This is a genomic window from Pseudomonas sp. GW821-FHT02B10 (genome assembly GCF_059421865.1).
In genome coordinates, this window is record NZ_JBWKVU010000008.1 from 201,188 (window position 1) to 221,666 (window position 20,479).

The window sequence follows — 20,479 nt, forward strand, 5'->3', positions numbered from 1 at the left end:
TATGCGGGTTAAGGCGGGGTTGGGGACAATAAGGCAGTTCTTACATGAAAGACGGTTTCGGATTACAGCGGTTTTTCAGTTGAAAGTAGGAATGGGTATCCAGCCATGTAAAAGGTAAGGAGATGTTGGAGGTTTAGTGCACTTTTTCGCAGGGCAATAAAGGGCGCTGAGAAGAGAAGGGAGCCAGGCAAGGCTGCCCCCCGTTCATGGGGGGCAGCCGATCACGGAGCGCTTGCCTCAGGGCGCTTTCTGATCGATGCCGGCCTGCAGCAGCTGGCTGTCGCTATGGCCACCGACGCGCAGCGGCCCCAGGTTGAACGCCTGGTCGTTGCGGGTGGCGTCGTCCTGCTTGCGGGTCAGCTCATCCTTGGCGCCGAGGACCAGGTTGACCGGCGACTTCGACAGGTTGAGCCCGACGTCGGCGCGGTAATCCGTGCCCGCCAGTGCGGTGCTCTTGACGGTCGAGCCGCCGAGGTCGACCTTGCCTTCGCTGGCGCCGATCCGCGCGCCGCTCAGCTGGGTTTCACCCGACACCTGCAGGTTGACCCCGCGGCTGCCGCTGATGCCAGAAGCCTCTGCCACGCTGTCCTTGCTCTGACGGCTGACATTCAGGTTCAGGGTCGGCGTGTAGGAGGTGTTGCCGCTCTTGTCGCCGAACAGCACGCCTTGCGCGGTGTTGGTCAGCTTGCTGCCAGCGCCGGTTTTCTCGCTGACGGCGTAGCTGTCGCTGGTTTTCGGCCAGACCCGTTCCTTGAGGCTGGAGAAGCGATCGCCCAAGGCTTCGGTCTTGTCGGCGAGGTAGCTCTTGGCTTTGTCCACGCCGCGACCGAAGGCGCCCTTGGGTTCCGGGTTGACGTCATAGCTGCCGCTGCGGGTGAATTTCTCGCCCAGGCGTTCCTTGACGATTTCGGCCTTGTTCACCAGGTTGTCCTTGGCCGCAGTCAGGCGTTCGGTGCCTTTGTCGACGACGTTTTCCAGCTTCTCGCGGTGCTTGTCGAAACCGCCTTCGGCCTTGGCCTGCAGCTTGTCCTTGAGCGGGCCGGTCTGTTTGGTCAGCTTGTCGACCACGCCAGGCTGGTTCTTCTCCGCGTCCAGGCGGGCGTCGAGGTTGACCGTGGTGCTGCTGAGCTGGTCCTTGCGGCTCTCTACCTTGAGATCGCCACCGATCCGCCCATCGACCTGATTGGCGTCGATGCGCGCCCCTGCCAGATGGGTGTCGCCGTTGCTATTGAGCGTCACCTGGTCGGCCTTGATCAGGCTGTTGTGCTGGGTGGTGCTGTGCAGTTGCTCGACGTCGATCTTGGCCCGGGCATGGATACCGCGATCGGTTTTCGGCGAGTCGTGTTCGCCGGCGTCGGCGCGGGTGGTCTTGCCGCCGTTGCCGCCGGCACCCAGGGTCAGGCCCCAGTTGTTGTGGGCCTGGGTGGACTGCGCCGACTCCTGGTAGATCCCGCCCTGGTCGGCGCTGAGGGTGACACCCTTGGCCTCGATCCGGGTGCCCTGCAGGTGCAGCGCGGTAGTGCTGTCGGAGCCGCTGGCGAGTGTTACCTGGCCATTGCTGTGCAGTTGCCCGCCGGTCTGGTTCTGGTCCTGTTCCGAGACCCGGCCGATGTTGAAGTTGGCGCTCAGGTTGGCGCTCTTGCCGCTGCTCTGCTCGCTGCTGGTCTTGCTGGCGCCGCCCGTCAGGCCGCCACCGAGGTTGCTGCCCTGGCTGCTATGGGTATCGACCGCGGCCTGCAGGTCGAGCTTGCCGCCGGCGTTCAGGTTGATGTCGCCGGTCTTGGCGGTCTTGCTGCCGATGGTGGTGCCCTGGAGGATCAGGTCGCCGCCGCTGGTCAACTCGATCGGCCCCTTGCCCTGGATAGTCGCCACTCGCGCCTGGCTGTCCTGCTGATCTAGGCGCTTGTGGTCCAGTTGTACGCCGGCGCCGAGGTTGAGGTTATTGCCGTTGGCGCCCGGTGCGCTGCCGACGGTGAGCGAGGCATCGCCGCGCAGGCTGGAGTCGCTGCTGTTCTGCCGGTCATTGGCCTGGTTCAGCGCCAGTTCGCCGCCGCTGTGCAGCTTGACGCCGGCGTCGCCGCCATCGAACCGGCTGCCTTCGTACTGGCCATCGCCGTTCAGCGCGATGTCCACACCCTGTTTGCCCACATAGCTGCCGACTACCGCCTTGCTGCTGTCGCTGCGCTTGTCGCTGCTGCCGCCGGCGCCGCTGCCACGTACGTTCACGTCCTCGCCAGTGGTGGTGTAGACCCGCACGCCGGCCTTGGCGTCCAGTGCCTGCTCGCTGCTGCTGTGGGTATCGCTGGCGGCCTTGGCCACCTGGCTGCCGGCGTCGATCTTCAGCGCGCCTTGAGTCGCCTCGTAGCGGCTGCCTTCATCCTGCAGCTGGCCGGCGACCTTGACCTCGACCTGGCCACCCGTGAACTGGCTGACCACGGCGGTGCTGCCTTGCTCGGTGCGCTGTTTGTTCTGGTGGCCGACTTCCACGTCCAGGCCAACATTGGGTTGTTCCAGGGCATCGAGCAGGCCCGGTTGATGGAACTTGCGCTGGGCCACGCCTTCGATGGCTTTTTCCACCGGGCGGGTCAGGCCCTTGTATTCGACGTTGGCGCCGATATCGGCGCTCCAGGTGTTTTCCTTGTGGCTGGTGGACTCACTGTCGTGCGCCGCGCGGTTGTCGACCTGTTCGGCCTTCACCAGTAGCTTGTCGCCGGCCTTGACCTGGGCCCCCTCGGTCACCAGGGCGTTGCCGGCCTTGATGGTCAGGTTGCCGGTGGCATTGATGCCGGTGGTGTTGGCGGTGCGGGTATCGCGGGTGTCCTGGGTGCTGCTGTGGGCGAACTCCACACCGTTGCCGGCGCGGTCCAGGCCGCCGGTGTAGTAGAAACCGCCGCCGGTGGTGCGGGTGTCGGTGCTGCTGCTCTTTTGGTCGTGATCGGCCAGCAGCTCGACCTGCTGGCCGCTGAGGCTGGCATCGCCGTGGGTGGCTTTCAGGTCGCCGCCCTTGACGCTCAGGTTGCCCCCCGCTGCGACTTGCAGGCTGCCGCCGCTGAGGCTCGAACCCTGCTGTTGGGTGTCGTCGGTCTTGACCGTTTTCTGCTGGTCTTCGTAACGCACGCCGGCGCGGTATTGCCGGGTGCCCGGGGCATTTTCCTTGGCATAGGCGTCGAAGCCACGGGTGTGGGTGGTGCTTTCGCTCTGCGAGCTGTTTTGCACCGAGTCGATCTTGATGTCGCCGTCGGCCTTGGCTTCGAGCTTGCCGGTCGCGGTCACTTGCGCGCCGCTGATGGCGATGTCCTGGGTGCTTTTAAGCTCGAGGTTGCTGTCCGAGCGCAGGTCGCTGGTGACGGTGGTGCTGTCTTTGCGGTTCTGCCGGCTTTCGTCCTTAGTGATGCCGAAGAACTTGCTGTCCTTGCTGTAGCTGTTGTCGTGGGAGCGGTCCTGCACGCCGTCGATGATCAGCGAGCCGTTTTCGCTGATCACGCTGGCCTGCTTGCCGCCACGGGCCTGGCTGCCGCTGATGCGGACTTCGTCGGCCTTGACGATCAGGTCGCCCTTGGCATTGACCTTGCTGCCCTTGTTCAGGGTCTTGCCCTTGTCGCCGTCGCCGTTCTTGCCGAAGAAACTACCGCCGACCAGGTCGCCGGAGTAGGACTTGTCGTTGTTGCTCTGGGTGCGGCTGGCGCTGGTGATGTCCACCTGGCGCCCGGTCAGCTCGATATTGTTGCTGGCCAGTTCGGCGCCCTGCAGTTGCAGCTGCTTGCGACTGGTCAGTTGTAACTGTTCTTTGGCCTCCAACTGGCTGGTGATACTGCGCTGTTCGCTGCTGGACTTGTCCCAGTCGGCTTTCCACAGGTGCTTGCGGTGCCGGCCCTGGTCGCGTTGTTCGTGGGTTTCGGTGGCGGCGGTCAGGCGCAGGTCGGCACCGCTGTCGACCGTCAGGTTTTTTTCCGCCTTGATCTGGCTGGCCTGGATTTCGGTGTTGGCGCGGGCCTTGAGCTCGGCATCGCGGCGGGCGGTCAGTTGGTTGCCGTGCTGACGGCTGTCGCTGTCGGTCAGGGTGCGGTCATAGGTCTCCCAGGTGATACCGATGGTGCTGTTGTGCCACTGCTCGCGCTTTTCCTGGAGCTTGCGGCTTTCGATGGCGCTCAGGGTGAGGTTGCGTCCGGCATCGAGCTTGATATCGCGAGCGCTGACATCGGTGGCGGCGAGGGTCAGGTCCTGGCCGCTGCGCAACTGCACGTCGCCCTGGCTGCTGTGCACGCCGGCACGGATGGCGTCTAGGCTGTCGGGCCTGGCCTGGCCGCTGATGTGCAGGTCGCCGGCGGAGGCGATATCCACCCCGTCGCGGCCCTTGACCTGCACCGCGCCGACCCGCACGCCCGCGCCTTCGGCGGTGCTGACAATGTTGATGCGTCCGGCCTGCATGGCGCCGAACAGGCTGGCGTCGATGCGCTGCTCCTGGGTGTTACCGGCCGGGTCGGTGCTGAGCACCTTGCCGCTGGCCGGGTCCACGCGGTTGCGCCCGACGGTGAGGTTGAGCTGGTCGCCGGCCGTAAGGTCGCCCTGGCTGTCGATGCGCGGGGCGATCAGGTTGATGCTGCCCTTGGCGTTGCTCAGGCCTCGGCCCTCGACCGTCAACTGGCCCTTGGCGTCGCGGGTGCTCAGGGCTTGCAGCTTGCCGTCGTTGAGCTCGGGGCGGCCGACCAGCAGGCTGGCGTTCGGCGTATTGATGAAGCTGCCGCCGTTGACCGAGATGCCGTTGGGGTTGGCCAGCACATAGTCGGCGGCGCGGCCGAAGATCTCCTGGGCGCCGTTGAGCGCCGAGGCGTTGCGGCTGATCACCTCGTTGAGAATCACGCTGGCGTCCTGGCCGTGGAACTGCGGGTTGGCAGCCAGCTGCCCGGCCAGTTGCGAGGCGCCGGCTTGCAGGGAGTTGTTCAGCACCACGCCCTGGCGATCGACGTTGTAGTCGAGGAACTGGTTATGGGAGAGCCCGGCGCCGTTGGGCGCGACGATGTTGACGATAGGTACGCCGTTCTGGTTCTGCAGCTGCGGGATGCCGCCCGGGCCCGGGGCCACGGTGATGCCGCCGGCCAGCGCCTGCGGCAGATGGGAGACCAGAAGCAGGCTGGCGATGGCCAGGCGCAGTTTGCCCCTGGGGGACAGGTGAAACACAGATGTGTTATCGGGCATAAGAAGCTCTCTATGTGTGGGCCGAGTGGCAGTGCGCGTTGTTCGTTGCAACGCTGCTGTGGTGTTCAGGCTCGGCTGTTTTTTTCAGGCTGATGCACGGTTCGCGGAACCTCAGATCTGCACACTCAGGCGGGTCAGCCAGGTGGGCGATTCATGGTGAAAACGCTCGGGTGTTTCCAGGCTGTGCTGGTAGTCGACGTCGACTTGCAGGTTCTTCCAGCTCAGGTTCAGGCCGATGCTGGCGCTGCTCAGGCGCTCGCTGCTGGCGCCTTCTTGCGCCTTGATCCGGCCGTGATCGAAGGCCAGGCGCGGGGTCAGCTTGACCGGCAGATCGTTCTGCAACGGCAAGCGCAGGGTGTTGCGCCAGATCCCGCCGATGGCGCCCGAGGCGCTGTTTTCGCGATAGCCGCGCACGGCGGAGTCGTCGGTGCCCAGCAGTTGTTCGATGGCCGGCAGCGGGTCGGGGCTGTACTGCAGCGACAGCTGGCTCTGCCACTGCCAGGGCTGGCTGCCGAAGCGGCCATTGCGCCATTGGCTGAGGCTGGCGCGGTACTTGCGGAACTGCGCCTGCGGCAGGTTTTTCTGCACCTGTTGCGAGTCGCGGTCGGCGCCGAACCAGGTCAGGCCCTGGGCGTAATTGACGTCGAGGTTCCACACCGCGCTGTCGAGCCAGAACAGGTTGAGCCCGGCTTCGGCCACGGTCAGGGTCGGGCTCTGGATGCCCAGGCGGACCTTCTCCAGGTAGCTGTCGACATCCTTGTGGGCCAGTTGCAGGTTGGCGCTCAACTGGTGGCCCTGGTCGCGCCACAGCACGCGGTCGGCACGCAGGCTGAGCAGGTCGGTGCGCCCGCTGTTGTAGAAGGTCACGCTGCTGAGCTTGAACGGCGCCCGGTACTCGGCATGGCTGGCGAACAGGCTGTAGGTCCAGTAGCCGTAGGGGATCGAGTAGAAAACGCTGGCGCTGCGGCTGTAGCGCGGGCCGTGATTGAGGGTGTCGCTGAAGTTCAGGTTGAGCGCGTCGTTGAGTTGCAGCGGGCTGTCGAGGCTCAGGTTGACGGAGTTGCGATCGCGCCCGGTACTGGCGCTGCCGAGGTTGTCTACACCCAGCCCCAGGGCCCAGCGCGAAGCGCCGCTGCTGCGCGAGCGCAGGATGATCCGCGAGGCGCCGGGCTGGCTGCCGGGGGCGATATCGGCGGTCAGGTCGAGGGAGCGCAGGCGATTGAGCTGGTCCAGGCCCTGTTCCAGGTCGCGTAGGTTCAGCGGTTCGCCGAGCATGCCGGGAAAGGCCCCGGCCAGGGAAACCGGCAGGCTCTGGTCGGCCAGTTCGACGGCCTCGACATACCCTTCGTCGACCACGATATCCAGCGAATGGCCGGCGGCGGGGGCGCTGCTCAGGTAAGGGCGGCTGGCGATGTAGCCGGCCTCGACATAGATCCGAGTGATCTGCGCCAACAGGCGGTTGATCCCGTTCACGCCCATGCAGGGCGCGATATAGGGTTCGAGCTGGCGGTTCAATTGGTCTTTCTTGAACAGCGTGACACCGGCGATCCGCGTGCCGCTCAGGGCCCAGCACTGTTCATCCTCGCCACCGTGGGCGGTTTCGGCGGGAGCCACCGCCGGCGTACCGAAGCTGCCGCGCTGCAACTGGCGCTGGCGCTGTTCCAGCTGCAGTTGTTGCAGGTCGCGCTGTTGCTGTTGCTGCAGGCGCAGGGCTTCCTGACCCGGTTGTGGCATATCGGCGGCGGCCACGGGCAGGGCCCCGGCCAGCAGCGAGAGCAGCAACCAGCCGCGCAGGCCAGGGTGACAGCTTGGGTGACTTGAGGACGTATAGGGCACTCGACATCCTTAATAGTGGAAAACGGATGAGGAAGTGCGGGAACAACTTATCGACACGGATTCATTCCGTGTACTCACTTCCATTTTGACGCTTGAGTCCTGGGCGTGCTCTTTGTTACAGCGAGGGGTGAAATTATTTTGCAAATGCCTGCTGAACTAACAGGTGAAGCCGAAGTTTTAGTGTGGGTACTTAGTTCGCTTGCTATTTGTTTTTTGCACCGATCATTCGGGCAGGGTCATGAAAGGGGAACGATCTGTCGCGGAGTGAAATTAATCCTGGTTAACCCATTACGGTTCGAGACTAGCGGAAACGATAAAGTCGATTTGTACGGAATTTGTAATCGTGGGGAATCCTTAGGGGCCTTGTGCTGCAAGGGTTTCTGCCTGAAGGCTAGGCAGATGTATCGAAAGGTAAAGGTAGGATGTTTGGTTGTGTCGTTAACGATCTGTTTAATTCAGCCTAGTTGGCTTGCTTATCGGGCGGCATGTATCGGTCAATGTCGCTAGTTATAGAGCAAGTGCTCTAGGTGGGTGCGGTTGCGTGGAATATTGTCGATCTGGATGGCGCCTGGCGAACTTGCTGGAAGTGAACGGCACTCTCAATGCAGTGTGAAATGGCCGGGATGTCAAAGTTGAAGTAACGGCGGTGTCCGGTTACTGCCTTACAACAGACTAGGGGAATCCCTTAGTTGTCGACTCACGAGAAACCGTTCGAACGGCCACCTCGATAACGCGAGGTAGCCGCTCGACGGCGGGTCATTGCGGGCTGGAACGCCCGGTCATTTCCCGGGCCATTTCGCTGGCGTAGCTGTCGGTCATGCCGGCGATGAAGTCGATCATGCGCAGGAAGGAGGCATGCAGCGAGCCGTTCGGATCCGGCGCGTTGTTGCCCAGCAGGTCGAGAATCCGCCGGTTCTTGAACGACGGCGTGCGTCCGCCGTGCTGTTCCAGCGCGGCGCCGCAGAACGAATTGAGGAGGATTTCCAGGGTGGTGTAGGCGCCGATCTCGTGCAGGGTCTTGCGCTTGTCCTGGAAGATCTTCTTGCGTGCGATGTCCTTGGCATTGAGCACGCAACGCTTGGCCGGGCCGTGCATATGCTCCACCAGATCGCCCGGCAGGGTGCCGCTGAGCAGGGCGTCCTGCTGTTCGACGAAGGCCCGGGCGGCGGCGTTGGTCAGGTGCTCGATGGCCTTGCCGCGCAGGATCGCCAGCTTGCGCCGGCGCGAGTCCCGCGGGCCGAGCTGGCGATAGGTTTCCGGCAGGTCGTCGCCCACCAACCCGAGCAGCAGCGACTCGACTTCGGCATAGTCGAGCAGCTCCATCTCCAGCCCGTCCTCGAGGTCGATCAGGGCGTAGCAGATGTCATCGGCGGCTTCCATCAGGTACACCAGCGGATGGCGGGCCCAGCGTTGTTCCTCGAGTTGCGGCAGGCCGAGCCTGGTGGCGATCTGTTCGAGCAACGGCAATTCGCTCTGGTAGCAGCCGAACTTGTGCTTCTTGTAGCCCAGGGAGTCGGCGTGGCGCGCGGTCCAGGGGTACTTCAGGTAGGTGCCGAGGGTGGCGTAGGTCAGCCGCGTGCCGCCGTCGAACTGGTGGTATTCCAGTTGGGTCAGCACCCGGAACCCCTGGGCATTGCCTTCGAAGTTGAGGAAGTCGTTGCGCTCGTTTTCGTGCATGGCGTCCAGCCAGCCGCGCCCGGCGGCCTGCTGGAACCAGTGGCGGATCGCGTCTTCGCCGGAGTGGCCGAACGGCGGGTTGCCGATATCGTGGGCCAGGCAGGCCGATTGCACCACCATCCCCAGGTCGCTGGGTTCGCACCACTCGGGCAGGGCGTCGCGAATGGTCTCGCCGACCCGCATGCCCAGGGAGCGACCGACACAGCTGACTTCCAGGGAGTGGGTCAGGCGCGTGTGGATGTGGTCGTTGCTGGACACCGGGTGCACCTGTGTCTTGCGGCCCAGGCGGCGGAAGGCACCGGAGAAGATGATGCGGTCGTGGTCCTTGTGGAAGGGGCTGCGGCCCAGCTCTTCAGGGCTGTGCAGCGGCTTTCCGAGGCGTTCGCGGGTAAGCAGGGTATGCCAATCCAAGGCGGGGTCTCTCCGTCGAATGACTGATGGGCTAGCTTCCCGGTTCGCGCCAGCGCCTGCAAGGGGAACACGCTGAATAACGGGGCCGACCACGCACGCCACTAGGCTCTGTACGAAAAGTGGCTGCGCGCTGGGCGCCTTCGGCGCTACGCAGGCCATGCTGCGTTAAAAACAGGCTCGTGCGCGAGTCCGATCGGAATGCTCATTTAGGCCCCTAAAGTCGAACGCGACCCCGGCCGTTCCTCGCCTGTTTTTGCCTTGCCTGACCTTCGCTCGCCGACTTTTCGTACAGACCCTAAAGCCCCGCGGCATCGATATCGATCAACAGCAGGCGCTGGCCATTGTCGAAGAACTGCCCGGCGGTCAGGCAGTACTGGTTGCTGGTGGCGTCGCGGTAGGTGTTCGACAGGGTCAGCCGCCGCTCGTCCCAGCCTTCGGCCAGCAGGTGATAGAAGTACGGACGCCACGACCAGTTGTGGCCGACGTAGCTGTGGTCGGCCTGCCAGCGGTCGTGGCGCCATTCCAGGTTCGGCGTCAGCTGGGTGCCGTGGCGATCGCACTGATAGAAACGCAGCAACCAGGGAAAGGCATCCAGCTGGGGCAACCGTTCGATCGGGGCCCGGGCCTGGGCCCAGTCCTGCAGCAGGGTCATCAGCTCCGTGAGTTGTTGGCGCATCTGCATCAGGCGTCCGCGCTCGGCCAGTTTCTGTTGCACATAGCGCTGGCGCACCCGGGCAAAAGGCGCGACGAAAGCATCGCTGGCGAAGAACGCCTGCTCGGCCCGGGCAAACAGGAAGCCCTGGACATACCGCGAGCCGCATTCCAGGGCGAAGTTGAGTTCGGTTTCGCTCTCGACCCCCTCGGCGATGATCCAGCAGCCGGTTTTCTCGGCCATCTGCGCCAGGGCCTTGACCACGTCGCTGCTGGGCCCGCCACGGGCCGCGGCCTGGAACAGGCGCATGTCGAGCTTGAGAATGTCCGGTTGCAGGGCCAGCACCCGGTCGAGCTGGGAGTAACCGGCGCCGAAGTCGTCGATGGCGATCCGCACACCGGCTTCGCGGTAGCGCGCCACCACTTCGCTCAGGCGCTGGCTGTTGCCGCTCAGTTCGGTGATTTCGAAGACCACGCGCCGCGGATCGACGCCCTGTTGCTGCAATTGCCTGAGGCTCGGCAAGGGCTGGCCGGCGCGCAGGCGGCTGATCCAGCGGGGCGAGATGTTGATGCTCAGGAACCAGTCGGCGGGCGCTTCATGCAGGCGGCTCAGGGCGTCGGCGCGAATCAGCCGGTCGAGCCGCCGCAGGGCGCTCGAGGAGGTCCGGGGATCGTTGAACAATGGGCCGACCGACAGCAGTTGGCCGTTCGGTTGGCGCAGGCGGCCCAGGGCTTCGACACCGGCAATACGGCCGGTGGCGGTGTCGATGAAGGGTTGAAAGCAGGCAAGCGGTTGCCCGTCGATCACGGGGCCTCCTTGGTTGATCTTGTTGATCCTGGCGTTGCGCCGACGCAACAGGCAGGCACGACCCGACCTCTCGTGGGAGAGGCCGGGTGCGCAGCTATTGCGGGAATGATTGCAAGAATGCAGCCAGATGGCGGCTCAGTGCTTGTTCGAAGAACCTTGCATGACCAGCTTGATCAGCGGCAACAGGCCGGCGCTGAGCCGCACCAGCCGGGCGAAGCTTCTGACGCTGCCGCTCTTGGCGCCTTTGCCGGTGAGAAATCCCAACAGGGTCACGGCAGCCACGCCCCACAACGGCGCGTGCTTGATGCCCAAGCCCTGTTGCCAGCTCTGGCCAAGGCCCCGGACCCGCTGCAAGGGTTGCAGCAACTGTTGGGATTCGTGGCGGATTTCCTGGCGGTGCATTTCCATGCGCAGGCGGATCAGCGCCTTGCGCATCTCGCGCCGGGAGTTGGTTTGCGGGATGTCAGGCAGGCTCATGGCAGCAGGCGCTCCCTGTCGTTGGCCAGCTCTTCAAGGGTGGCGTGGAAGGGCGAGGACTCGTCGAAAATCGCCGCCTTCAGGCGCAGGGCGCAGAACAGCGCCGCCAGCGTATAGAAGACGCACAGCCCGATGATGGCGGTGAGGCGATAGGTGTCCCAGAACAGGATCAGCACCAGCGCCGACAGGCCTATCAACAGCAACAGGGCGAACACCAGGGCCAGCCCGGCGAACAGCAGCAGGCTGACGGTTCTGGCTTTCTGTTCCTGCAACTCGATGCCGAACAGTTCGACGTGGCTGTGCAACAAACCCAGGAAAGCAGCGCCCAGGCGACGCGTTGAAGAGCCTTGGCCCGCCGTGGAGCCGGATTCACCGATAGCCATATCAGCGCCGGGTCGCCAGCAGGCCGATCAGAAAGCCCACGCCCGCCGCGATGCCCACTGCTTGCCAGGGGTTGCTCTGCACATAGTCTTCGGTGGCGGTGACTGCCGCCTGGCCGCGTTCGCGCAGCGATTGTTCAGTCAGTTGCAGGGTCTCGCGGGCGCGCAGCAGGCTGTCGTGAATCTGCGTGCGTAATTGGTCTGCCTGGTCGCCAGTCAGGGTGGCGGTGTGTTCCAGCAGACGTTCCGTGTCACTGACCAGTGCCTGAAAGTCCGCCATCAGTGTTTCTTGAGCTGTCTTGGTGGTTTTGCTGGCCATGGTTATCTCCGTAGTGGCGTTCTGAAGGGTTCGAGTATGAGCCTTGCGCGAAGGTTCAGTGCAATTGTCTGGTACAGCTTTTGCTTTGTCCTGGTGCGTAAACACGGGTGGTTGCGCCGAAAGCGCGCAGGATGCGCTGCCTGGCAGCTAAAACCTTACCCTAAAAAATCAACACTTATGGAAACACCCCGAGCGATACATCCCTCTCGCAAAAGCGTCGCGCCAAAATGGGTCGTAATACCTGGGTCGACAGGACCTTCGGTGCCAAGTTGGTGCAAAAAAACGTTCGAGCGGCTCGCGGCTTTTTCCTGAATATCAGGTCTGCCCATTCCATGGAAAATCTGCAAAGCGCTGTGGACACTCTGGTCCATGGTTCTAATACCCTGTTCATCCTCATCGGTGCGGTCATGGTCCTGGCCATGCATGCCGGCTTCGCCTTTCTCGAGGTGGGCACGGTGCGCCAGAAAAACCAGGTCAACGCCTTGTCGAAGATCCTCAGCGACTTTGCGGTCTCGACCCTGGCCTATTTCTTTATAGGCTATTGGATCTCCTATGGCGTCAGCTTCCTGCAACCGGCGGCGGTGATCAGCGCCGATCACGGCTACGGGCTGGTGAAGTTCTTCTTCCTGCTGACGTTTGCCGCGGCCATCCCGGCGATCATTTCCGGCGGCATTGCCGAGCGTGCGCGGTTCGTCCCGCAGCTCTGCGCCACGGCGCTGATCGTGGCCTTTATCTATCCCTTCTTCGAAGGCCTGGTGTGGAACGGCAACTATGGCCTGCAAGCCTGGTTGCAGGAGAACTTTGGCGCGGGCTTCCATGATTTCGCCGGCTCGGTGGTGGTGCATGCCATGGGCGGCTGGCTGGCGCTGGCTGCGGTGCTGTTGCTCGGGCCGCGCAACGGTCGTTATCGCGACGGCAAGCTGGTTGCGTTCGCGCCGTCGAGCATCCCGTTCCTGGCCTTGGGGTCGTGGATCCTGATTGTCGGCTGGTTCGGCTTCAACGTGATGAGCGCGCAGACCTTGCAGGCGGTCAGCGGGCTGGTGGCGGTGAATTCGCTGATGGCCATGGTCGGCGGCACCGTGGCGGCGCTGATCGTCGGGCGCAACGACCCGGGCTTCCTGCACAACGGCCCGCTGGCCGGGCTGGTGGCGATCTGCGCCGGCTCCGACCTGATGCATCCGGTGGGCGCGCTGATCACCGGGGCGATTGCCGGCGCGCTGTTCGTCTGGTGCTTTATCGCCACCCAGACCCGTTGGAAGATCGACGATGTGCTGGGTGTCTGGCCACTGCACGGGCTGTGCGGCGTGTGGGGCGGTATCGCCTGCGGGATCTTCGGCCAGAGCGCCTTGGGCGGCCTGGGCGGCGTCAGCCTGGTCAGCCAGTTGATCGGTACCGGCCTGGGCGTGCTGGTGGCGCTGGTCGGCGGCTTTATGGTGTACGGCGCGATCAAGGCGCTCTGCGGCCTGCGCCTGACGCAGGAGCAGGAGTACTACGGCGCCGACCTGTCGCTGCACAAGATCGGCGCGGTCAGCCAGGACTGAGCTCATGCGGCCCAGGCTGGAGTACCCGGCCAGGGCCGCTTGCCGCTGATCATTGGCCGCCGAGCAGGCGCGCCTCCGACGCTTCGATGGCCGCCAGCGGGCCGGACATCAACACCGTATCGCCGGCTCGCAGCAGGGTGCCGGCGGCCAGCTCCAGGTCGCGGCCATCGCGCTGCACGCCTTGCACATCCACGCCCAATTGCTCCAGCGCCAGCTCGCCGAGGGCCAGGTCGCAGGCGTGGGCTGCGCTGCCGAGATTGACAGCATGCATCAGCACCCGCGGCTGGCCGCGATTGTCCAGCAGGTCGGTCTGCGCCCCATGGTAGAAACCATGCAGCAGGCGATAGCGGTTGTGGCGGACCTCATCGACCTTGATCTGTACCTGGTGTTCCGGCAGCCCGAGCATCACCAGCGCATGGGACGCCAGCATCAGGCTCGACTCCAGCAGCTCCGGCACCACTTCGCTGGCGCCGGCGGCTTTCAGTTCGGCCAGTTGGCTGTCGTCCCGGGTGCGCACCAGGATCGGCACTTCGCTGTTGATCCGGCGCGCGCTTTTCAGCACGTTGAGGGCGATGTCGGTCTTGTCCACGGCAATCACCAGCAGCCGCGCGCGTTCGAGGCCGACCGCCGCCAGCAGCTCGGCGCGGCGGGAGTCGCCGTAATGCACGCAGCTTTCGCCGGCCGCGGCTTCCTGGACCCGCACCGGGTCGTCGTCCAGGGCAATGAAGCGCTGCTGTTCGCGGCGCAGGAAACGGCCGATCGACTGGCCGACGCGGCCATATCCACAGATCACCACATGGTCCTGCAATGCGGCGTTGAGGGCGCTGATTTCTTCCAGGTGGGCCTCCTGGTTCGGCTTGCGGTGCAGGCGCGCGGCAAGGCCCGGGGCGGCGCGCAGCAGCAGGGGCGTCAGCAGCATCGAACAGAAGGTCGCGGCCAACAGCAGGCCGCTCAGCTCGGCCGGCATCAACTGGCTCTGCTGCATCTGCGCCATCAGCGCAAAACAGAACTCGCCGCCCTGGGCCAGGGCCAGGCCACTGCGCCAGGCCGTCTCGCCGTCGCTGCCGCGCAGCTTGAGCAACAGTGCCACCACGGCGCCCTTGATCAGCATCAGGGCCAGGGTCAGGCCGAGGACCAACAGGGCATGGCTGGCGAACAATTGCAGGTCGATCAGCATGCCGATGCTGACGAAAAACAGCCCCAGCAGAATGTCGCGGAACGGCCGGATATCGGCCTCGATCTGGTGCCGGTAGCGGCTCTCCCCAAGCAGCATGCCGGCGAGGAACGCACCAAGGGCGGGGGACAGGCCGAGCAGGTGGGTCAGCCAGGCGGTCAGCAGGACGATGACCAGGGCCAGCAGCACGAACAGCTCGGCGGAATGGGAGGCGGCCACCTCGTGGAACAGCCGTGGCAGCAACCAGCGGCTGGCCAGCGCCAGGCCGATGAACAGCAGGGCGGTCTTGCCCAGGGTCAGGGGCAGGGCCCAGTACCAGGCCTGTTCGGTGTTGCCGGCGAATACCGGTACCAGGGTCAGCAACAGCACGGCCACCACGTCCTGGAACAGCAACACGCCGATCGCATTCTGCCCGTGGCTGCTGAAGATTTCCCCGAGGCTGCCCAGCTCCTTGCTGACGATGGCGGTGGAGGACAGCGCCAGGCCTGCACCAAGCAGCAGCGCCGGGATCAGCGGTACGCCGGCGAGAATCAGCAGGCCGCCAAGGACGGCGCCGCTGCACAGCACTTGCAGGCTGCCCAGGCCGAATACCACCTGGCGCAGGGCCAGCATTTTCGATACGGAAAACTCCAGTCCCAGGGAAAACAGCAGGAACACCACCCCCAACTCCGCCAGATCTGGCAGGTTTTCGTTGTCGTTGACCCAGCCGAAGGCGGTCGGCCCCACCAGCAGGCCCACGCACAGGTAGCCCAGCACGGGCGGCAGGCGCAGGCGGCGGAACAGGGCGATCACCACCAGGGATGAAGCGAGGATGATCAACAGATTGGCGAACACAGACATCTCCGGGCGGCGGTTGTAATGACAGAGCGTAGAGGCAAAAAAAGCCGCGAGGGTCGCTCAACCGCAAGTTGGCGGCGCTGACCTGCATCAGCTGTTTGGCAGAATGCTCGACGATGGCCATTGTTGGCCGCAGGGTGCTGCGTTCATCGGTCGACGGCTTTTTCTCGCGGGCCTAGAATAAGCGCCTGTCTCTTTTCGGTCTGTATGTCATGCCTCCTGAATGTCAGCTGTTCGGCACCCTGGGCTGCCACCTGTGCGAACTCGCCGAGGCGGAGTTGATGCCGCTGGTGGAGCACGGGCTGATGGTCGAGCTGGTGGATATCGCGGAAGACGAAACCCTGTTCGAGGCGTATGGCCTGCGTATCCCGGTCCTGCGCCGGGTGGACAACGGCGCCGAGCTGGGCTGGCCGTTCGATGCCGAGCAGGTGGTGGCCTTCCTGCGCTGAGCCGGCCTGTCGCTGGCACGACCCTTTCCGTTTGTCGCCTGCGCTGCAATCCCTTGGCGGGATCCCGATTATTCGGTTACTGTATATGCGTACAGTTATCGGGATGGTTCGTCATGTCTCTCACAATCCTCGCCCGCGCCGAGCGTTTGCAACACCTGTCGCCCGAGCATGCAGGGCACGACGGGTTTGCCGCCGGGCTCACGTTCGAAGGCGGTTTTTCCCTGGATCGTACCGTGGGGCTCGGAGCGCCGCAGATCCGCGCGGTGCTGGTGGATGACGACAGCCTGCTGGGCTTCGGGATCTATCCCGGCGACCGGCTGATCGTCGATCGTTCGGCGGCCCCGGCGGTGGATCAGTACGTGGTGGCCCATCTCGATGGCGAAGACGCCTATGGCGTGCGCCTGCTGGCGCCCGATCCCAAGGGTGGGCTGCTGCTCAAGGCGGCGCGACCTTCGATTGCACCGATCCCTCTGGACGATCGGGACTCGGCGCAAATCTGGGGCGTGGTGTTGTGGGTGGTCAGTTATGTCGGCCGTGGCTGATATCGATGCGCAGGGCGTGTGCTCAGTGGATGAATGAGAGGGTAGAAGGACTGATGATGGTCAATGTCGAACAATTGAAGAGCAGTGTGAACCGCATGTCCGCCGATGTGGTGCGCGAAGCGGTACTCGAACTGCGCCTGGACGGCCTGGTCACGGAAGGCAAGACACCGTTCAACAAGCTGCATTTCAATACCTGCTTTGCCGAAATCGAAGCCCTGTTCCAGCGTGCGGGTTATCACCGGCAACTGGACGTGGTGGGGTATCAGGGGTTGTTGTATGCGCTGTATGACCCGGCCCGCTGGGAGGCGGTCGATGTGCTGCGTTGGCTGAAGGAGTTCACCGATGCCGCCGCGCAAGCCGGCGTGGCCCGGGCTTAGTCGCAGGTTCCGGAGGGGGAAACTCTCCTAGGCTCCCCGGGACCCATGTTGGATAATGTCGCTCTGCATTGTCCGTTCGAGCTTTTGTATGTCTTCCGTACCTTTTTTTGCCGCACAGCATCAGGCCAGCACCCTGTACCTGCCCCCCGGTTCATGGCCAACCGTACTGGATTGCCTGTGTGACCATTTCAGCACCATCAGCCGTGAGCAGTGGCTGAGCCGGATCGCCCGCGGCCGGGTGCTCGATGGACAGGGACTACCGATCGGTGTCGACCTGGCATACCGCGAAGGCCTGCGCATTCATTATTTTCGCGAAGTGCCCGACGAAAAGATCATCCCGGTGCAGGAGTCGATTCTTTACGTCGATGAGCACCTGGTGGTGGCGGACAAGCCGCATTTCCTGCCGGTCACCCCGGCGGGGGAATATGTCGAGCAAACCTTGCTGCGCCGCTTGATCCGCAGCCTGGACAATCCCCATCTGGTGCCTCTGCATCGCATCGACCGGCATACGGCGGGCCTGGTGTTGTTTTCGGCCAATCCGCAAAGCCGCTCGGCCTATCAGTCGCTGTTCCCGACGCGCAGGATCGACAAGCGCTACGAGGCCATCGCACCGGCCTTGCCCGGTCTTGAGTTTCCACGGGTGCATAAAAGCCGCCTGATCGATGGCGAGCCCTTTTTCCGCATGCAGGAAGGGCCTGGTACGCCTAATACGGAAACGGCACTGGAGGTCCGGGAAAAGAACGGTGACCTCTGGCGTTATGGGCTGTATCCGGTGACCGGCAAAAAGCACCAGTTGCGGGTGCACATGAGTGCGCTGGGGGCGGCGATCTGCAACGACCCGTTTTATCCCGATGCGCTCAAGGATGTGGAGGACGATTACGCCAAGCCGCTCAAGCTGCTGGCCCAGGGCCTGCGTTTTACCGACCCGCTGACAGGGGAGGAGCGCGAGTTCGAGAGTCGGATCACCTTGCAGTGGTAATCCAGGCAACTGCTTGCTGCTGCCAGAAACGATAAAGCCCGCGAAAGCGGGCTTTATCGTTTCTGGCGTAACGGTATGGATTACAGCTCTTTTACCGTACGAACCTGATCCTTGTTGATGCGGGTTTGTTTGCCGTCTAGTTGCTCGAACTCGTAGAAACCGGAATCCTCATCGTATTTCGGCGTATCGACGGCCTGGATTTCGCGACCGTCATTCAGGGTGATCACAGTAGGCGATGCGCAACCGGCGAGAGTGGCAAGGCCCAGTGCAAGCATGAGAGTGGCGAGAGTCCGCTGAATCATTATGTGTCTCCGAGATGAATACTTTTAGTTGCTGTGCTTGAGACGTATACAACGCCTGCAAGTTCCTTGAGTTAAGGGCATTCTGACACGCCGTGCTGCTGGCTTAACAGCTCTGGTGTATTCAGATTAGCCAATCGGGGATCGTTTGCCGGACATTGCAGGGCCTGAGCATCCAGCCCGCGCATGATACGTCCGGGGCTGCGCTCACCGTTCTGCCAGGCTCCGTCGAAGGTGCCGAGCAGCGTGCGCGGAATAATACACAGCAAGGGTTCCCAGTGCTCGCCATGGCGCAGCATCAGTGGTTTGTCCGGATGCAGGGCGGCGCTTTGCCGCATGACGTCGATCAGTTGCGCATCGATGCGCGGCACGTCGCAAGGCAACACCAGCAGTCGGGCATGCCGGGCGACGGCTAATCCGGCACGAATACCTGCCAACGGCCCCGGGAAGTCATTGCTTTCGTCCTGCACCAGTTGGTCGGCATAAGGCGCGTACTGCCGGCGATTGCGGTTGCAGGAAATGACCAGGTCATCGCTCAGGCCGCGGGTCAGTCGATGCAGATGGGCGATCAATGGCCGGCCCTGCCACTCGATCAGCCCCTTGTCCCTTCCGCCCATGCGTTGGCCGCGTCCACCGGCCAGGAGCAGAATGGAGCAGGGTGGCAAATCTGTGCGCGGGGTCATGGCACGTCTCCACAGGGGCGGTCAAAGAGAGCGCTGTGATATAACACCGGGCTGTTTCTCCTACAACTGGATCGAGCCTATGAAAGCCAAGGCTGATGTACCTTTTGCACCCTTGAATATCGCGGTGCTGACTGTCAGTGATACCCGGACCCTGGAGACCGATACCTCCGGCCAGGTCTTCGTCGATCGACTGAGCGCAGCAGGCCATAACCTGGCCGCGCGCGTCCTGCTCAAGGACGATCTCTACAAGATTCGCGCACAAGTGGCGACCTGGATCGCCGACGACCTGGTCCAGGTGGTGCTGATCACTGGCGGCACCGGTTTTACCGGCCGCGACAGCACCCCGGAAGCCGTGTCTTGCCTGCTCGACAAACAGGTCGACGGTTTTGGCGAGTTGTTCCGTCAGATCTCGGTGGCCGACATCGGCACTTCCACCGTGCAGTCCCGGGCCCTGGCCGGGCTGGCCAACGGCACGCTGGTGTGCTGCCTGCCGGGCTCGACCAACGCGGTGCGTACCGGTTGGGACGGTATCCTCGCCGAGCAGCTGGATTCGCGGCACCGGCCGTGCAATTTCGTCACGCATCTGAAACAGGCGGCACCTTGTGAATCCCGTGGGTAAGCCGGGCAAGACCGGTGCCTTGATGCCGGTCGAGGTCGCATTGGCCCGTTTGCTGGAGATGGCCGAGGCTACTCCCATTCTCGAGCGCGAGCGGCTGCCGCTGGCGGCAGCTCAAGGCCGGGTCTTGGCCGACGATTTGATTTCCACCCTGGATCTTCCGCCCTGGCCCAACAGCGCCATGGACGGTTATGCCTTGCGTGCCGCGGATTGGAGCGGTGAGGCCCTTGTGGTCAGCCAGCGCATTTTCGCCGGCCAGGCGCCCGAGCCTTTGGCGCCCGGTACCTGCGCACGTATCTTCACCGGGGCGCCGGTCCCGGCGGGGGCCGACTGCGTGGAAATGCAGGAGAACGCCGAGGTTCAGGCCGATGGGCGGGTGTCCTTTACCGAGCCGCTCAGCGCCGGGCAGAACATTCGTCCCCAAGGCCAGGAAACCACGGTCGGCGAGTGTGTATTGGTGGCCGGAACGCAGCTGGGGCCGATCGAGCTGGGGCTCGCTGCTTCCTTGGGGGGCGCGGAGCTGGAGGTGGTGCGTCGAGTGCGGGTCGCCGTGCTCTCCACCGGCGACGAGCTGATAGAACCTGGGCAAGCGCTGGGTCCCGGGCAGATCTACAACAGTAACCGTGTCCTGCTGTGCAGTTGGTTGCAGCGGCTGGGCTGTGAAGTGGTCGACGGTGGAATCCTGCCCGACGATCTGCCCACGACCCGGCGGCGCCTTGCCGAACTGGCGGATGTGGACCTGATCCTGTCCACCGGTGGTGTATCGGTGGGCGAGGCGGATTTCCTGGGCATCGCCTTAAGAGAAGAGGGCGAGCTTGCGCTCTGGAAGCTGGCGATCAAGCCGGGCAAGCCGTTGACCTTCGGGCATTTCCGCGGCGTGCCGGTGATCGGCCTGCCGGGTAACCCGGCCTCGACACTGGTGACCTTTGCCTTGCTGGCTCGCCCCTATATTTTGCGGCGCCAGGGAGTGAAGGAGCTGCAGCCCTTGCAGTTCCAGGTTCCAGCCGGGTTTGCCTGGTCGAAACCGGGGAATCGACGAGAGTATCTGCGTGGGCGTCTGGAGCAGGGCAGGGCAATCATCTACCGGAACCAGAGTTCCGGGGTCTTGCGCAGTGCCGCCTGGGCCGAGGGGCTGGTCGAGGTACTGGAAGAGCGAACGCTGGTTGAGGGCGATTGGGTCAACTTCATCCCATTGAGTGAGGTCCTGGGCTGACTCCAGGGGAGGCG

17 protein-coding genes are annotated in these 20,479 nt (G+C 63.8%); 7 read left to right on the forward strand and 10 right to left on the reverse strand.

Going from position 1 to position 20,479, the window contains the following annotated elements; all coding sequences use genetic code 11:
* Window positions 1-237: 237 nt before the first annotated feature.
* The 7 genes from AC07VU_RS18795 to AC07VU_RS18825 all read right to left on the reverse strand — a co-directional run bounded on the left by AC07VU_RS18795 (window position 238) and on the right by AC07VU_RS18825 (window position 11,755).
* Window positions 238-5,196 carry a hemagglutinin repeat-containing protein gene (locus AC07VU_RS18795; protein ID WP_495030237.1) on the reverse strand — a complete coding sequence of 1,653 codons (4,959 nt, stop codon included), beginning with the start codon at window positions 5,194-5,196 and terminating at the stop codon, window positions 238-240.
* 111 nt (window positions 5,197-5,307) lie between these two features.
* A complete protein-coding gene (locus AC07VU_RS18800) occupies window positions 5,308-6,930 on the reverse strand; it encodes a ShlB/FhaC/HecB family hemolysin secretion/activation protein (RefSeq protein ID WP_495030258.1) in 1,623 nt (540 codons plus the stop codon).
* Between the two features lie 858 nt (window positions 6,931-7,788).
* The gene (locus AC07VU_RS18805; RefSeq protein WP_150052484.1) at window positions 7,789-9,120 is read right to left on the reverse strand and encodes a deoxyguanosinetriphosphate triphosphohydrolase; all 1,332 of its coding nucleotides are present in this window, start codon (window positions 9,118-9,120) and stop codon (window positions 7,789-7,791) included.
* A 295-nt stretch (window positions 9,121-9,415) separates the two neighbouring features.
* On the reverse strand, window positions 9,416-10,579 hold the full coding sequence (locus tag AC07VU_RS18810; protein ID WP_274304245.1) for an EAL domain-containing protein: 1,164 nt from the start codon (window positions 10,577-10,579) through the stop codon (window positions 9,416-9,418).
* A gap of 135 nt (window positions 10,580-10,714) precedes the next feature.
* The gene (locus AC07VU_RS18815) at window positions 10,715-11,056 is read right to left on the reverse strand and encodes a hypothetical protein (protein ID WP_007923255.1); all 342 of its coding nucleotides are present in this window, start codon (window positions 11,054-11,056) and stop codon (window positions 10,715-10,717) included.
* Window positions 11,053-11,439, reverse strand: coding sequence for a phage holin family protein (locus AC07VU_RS18820; protein WP_009044932.1), 387 nt, complete (start codon window positions 11,437-11,439; stop codon window positions 11,053-11,055). Before AC07VU_RS18820 ends, AC07VU_RS18815 begins: the two co-directional genes overlap by 4 nt.
* A gap of 1 nt (window position 11,440) precedes the next feature.
* Entirely contained in the window at window positions 11,441-11,755 is a 315-nt protein-coding gene (locus AC07VU_RS18825) for an ElaB/YgaM/YqjD family protein (RefSeq protein WP_274304244.1), read from the reverse strand.
* Window positions 11,756-12,087: 332 nt separating this feature from the next.
* Between AC07VU_RS18825 and AC07VU_RS18830 the strand changes: the two genes are divergently transcribed.
* The gene (locus AC07VU_RS18830) at window positions 12,088-13,296 is read left to right on the forward strand and encodes an ammonium transporter (protein WP_087092777.1); all 1,209 of its coding nucleotides are present in this window, start codon (window positions 12,088-12,090) and stop codon (window positions 13,294-13,296) included.
* A gap of 49 nt (window positions 13,297-13,345) precedes the next feature.
* Here the strand turns inward: AC07VU_RS18830 and AC07VU_RS18835 are convergent, their stop codons facing one another.
* Window positions 13,346-15,304: a cation:proton antiporter gene (locus tag AC07VU_RS18835; protein ID WP_277589357.1), complete on the reverse strand. Its 1,959-nt coding sequence runs from the start codon at window positions 15,302-15,304 to the stop codon at window positions 13,346-13,348.
* Between the two features lie 215 nt (window positions 15,305-15,519).
* On the opposite strand from AC07VU_RS18835, the gene AC07VU_RS18840 reads away from it, so the two are divergent.
* The 4 genes from AC07VU_RS18840 (at window position 15,520) to AC07VU_RS18855 (ending at window position 17,654) form a co-directional block, all read left to right on the forward strand.
* Entirely contained in the window at window positions 15,520-15,756 is a 237-nt protein-coding gene (locus AC07VU_RS18840; RefSeq protein ID WP_053262141.1) for a glutaredoxin family protein, read from the forward strand.
* 113 nt (window positions 15,757-15,869) lie between these two features.
* Complete coding sequence (locus AC07VU_RS18845; RefSeq protein WP_007923264.1) at window positions 15,870-16,298, forward strand: S24 family peptidase; 429 nt, start codon at window positions 15,870-15,872, stop codon at window positions 16,296-16,298.
* 56 nt (window positions 16,299-16,354) lie between these two features.
* Entirely contained in the window at window positions 16,355-16,675 is a 321-nt protein-coding gene (locus AC07VU_RS18850) for a hypothetical protein (protein ID WP_007923266.1), read from the forward strand.
* Window positions 16,676-16,763: 88 nt separating this feature from the next.
* A complete protein-coding gene (locus AC07VU_RS18855; RefSeq protein WP_274304242.1) occupies window positions 16,764-17,654 on the forward strand; it encodes a pseudouridine synthase in 891 nt (296 codons plus the stop codon).
* Window positions 17,655-17,734: 80 nt separating this feature from the next.
* On the opposite strand, the gene AC07VU_RS18860 is transcribed toward AC07VU_RS18855, so the two are convergent.
* Together AC07VU_RS18860 and mobA are read right to left on the reverse strand one after the other, a co-directional pair.
* Window positions 17,735-17,956, reverse strand: a complete 222-nt coding sequence (locus tag AC07VU_RS18860; protein ID WP_007923269.1) for a YgdI/YgdR family lipoprotein — start codon at window positions 17,954-17,956, stop codon at window positions 17,735-17,737.
* Between the two features lie 71 nt (window positions 17,957-18,027).
* A complete protein-coding gene (gene mobA, locus AC07VU_RS18865) occupies window positions 18,028-18,636 on the reverse strand; it encodes a molybdenum cofactor guanylyltransferase MobA (protein WP_495030238.1) in 609 nt (202 codons plus the stop codon).
* A gap of 79 nt (window positions 18,637-18,715) precedes the next feature.
* Here mobA and moaB point away from each other — a divergent pair, with 79 nt between their 5' ends.
* A complete protein-coding gene (gene moaB / locus AC07VU_RS18870; protein ID WP_007923271.1) occupies window positions 18,716-19,255 on the forward strand; it encodes a molybdenum cofactor biosynthesis protein B in 540 nt (179 codons plus the stop codon).
* Window positions 19,256-19,277: 22 nt separating this feature from the next.
* Window positions 19,278-20,465, forward strand: a complete 1,188-nt coding sequence (locus tag AC07VU_RS18875; protein ID WP_495030259.1) for a molybdopterin molybdotransferase MoeA — start codon at window positions 19,278-19,280, stop codon at window positions 20,463-20,465.
* Window positions 20,466-20,479 lie beyond the last annotated feature (14 nt).

Excerpts from the sequence above, each read along its gene's own strand:
- AC07VU_RS18795 (WP_495030237.1), bottom strand. The coding sequence starts at position 5,196 with ATGCCCGATAACACATCTGTGTTTCACCTGTCCCCCAGGGGCAAACTG.
- AC07VU_RS18800 (WP_495030258.1), bottom strand. The coding sequence starts at position 6,930 with ATGCCACAACCGGGTCAGGAAGCCCTGCGCCTGCAGCAACAGCAACAG.
- AC07VU_RS18815 (WP_007923255.1), bottom strand. The coding sequence starts at position 11,056 with ATGAGCCTGCCTGACATCCCGCAAACCAACTCCCGGCGCGAGATGCGC.
- AC07VU_RS18820 (WP_009044932.1), bottom strand. The coding sequence starts at position 11,439 with ATGGCTATCGGTGAATCCGGCTCCACGGCGGGCCAAGGCTCTTCAACG.
- AC07VU_RS18825 (WP_274304244.1), bottom strand. The coding sequence starts at position 11,755 with ATGGCCAGCAAAACCACCAAGACAGCTCAAGAAACACTGATGGCGGAC.
- AC07VU_RS18830 (WP_087092777.1), top strand. The coding sequence starts at position 12,088 with ATGGAAAATCTGCAAAGCGCTGTGGACACTCTGGTCCATGGTTCTAAT.
- AC07VU_RS18840 (WP_053262141.1), top strand. The coding sequence starts at position 15,520 with ATGCCTCCTGAATGTCAGCTGTTCGGCACCCTGGGCTGCCACCTGTGC.
- AC07VU_RS18845 (WP_007923264.1), top strand. The coding sequence starts at position 15,870 with ATGTCTCTCACAATCCTCGCCCGCGCCGAGCGTTTGCAACACCTGTCG.
- AC07VU_RS18850 (WP_007923266.1), top strand. The coding sequence starts at position 16,355 with ATGGTCAATGTCGAACAATTGAAGAGCAGTGTGAACCGCATGTCCGCC.
- AC07VU_RS18855 (WP_274304242.1), top strand. The coding sequence starts at position 16,764 with ATGTCTTCCGTACCTTTTTTTGCCGCACAGCATCAGGCCAGCACCCTG.
- AC07VU_RS18860 (WP_007923269.1), bottom strand. The coding sequence starts at position 17,956 with ATGATTCAGCGGACTCTCGCCACTCTCATGCTTGCACTGGGCCTTGCC.
- mobA (WP_495030238.1), bottom strand. The coding sequence starts at position 18,636 with ATGACCCCGCGCACAGATTTGCCACCCTGCTCCATTCTGCTCCTGGCC.
- moaB (WP_007923271.1), top strand. The coding sequence starts at position 18,716 with ATGAAAGCCAAGGCTGATGTACCTTTTGCACCCTTGAATATCGCGGTG.
- AC07VU_RS18875 (WP_495030259.1), top strand. The coding sequence starts at position 19,278 with ATGCCGGTCGAGGTCGCATTGGCCCGTTTGCTGGAGATGGCCGAGGCT.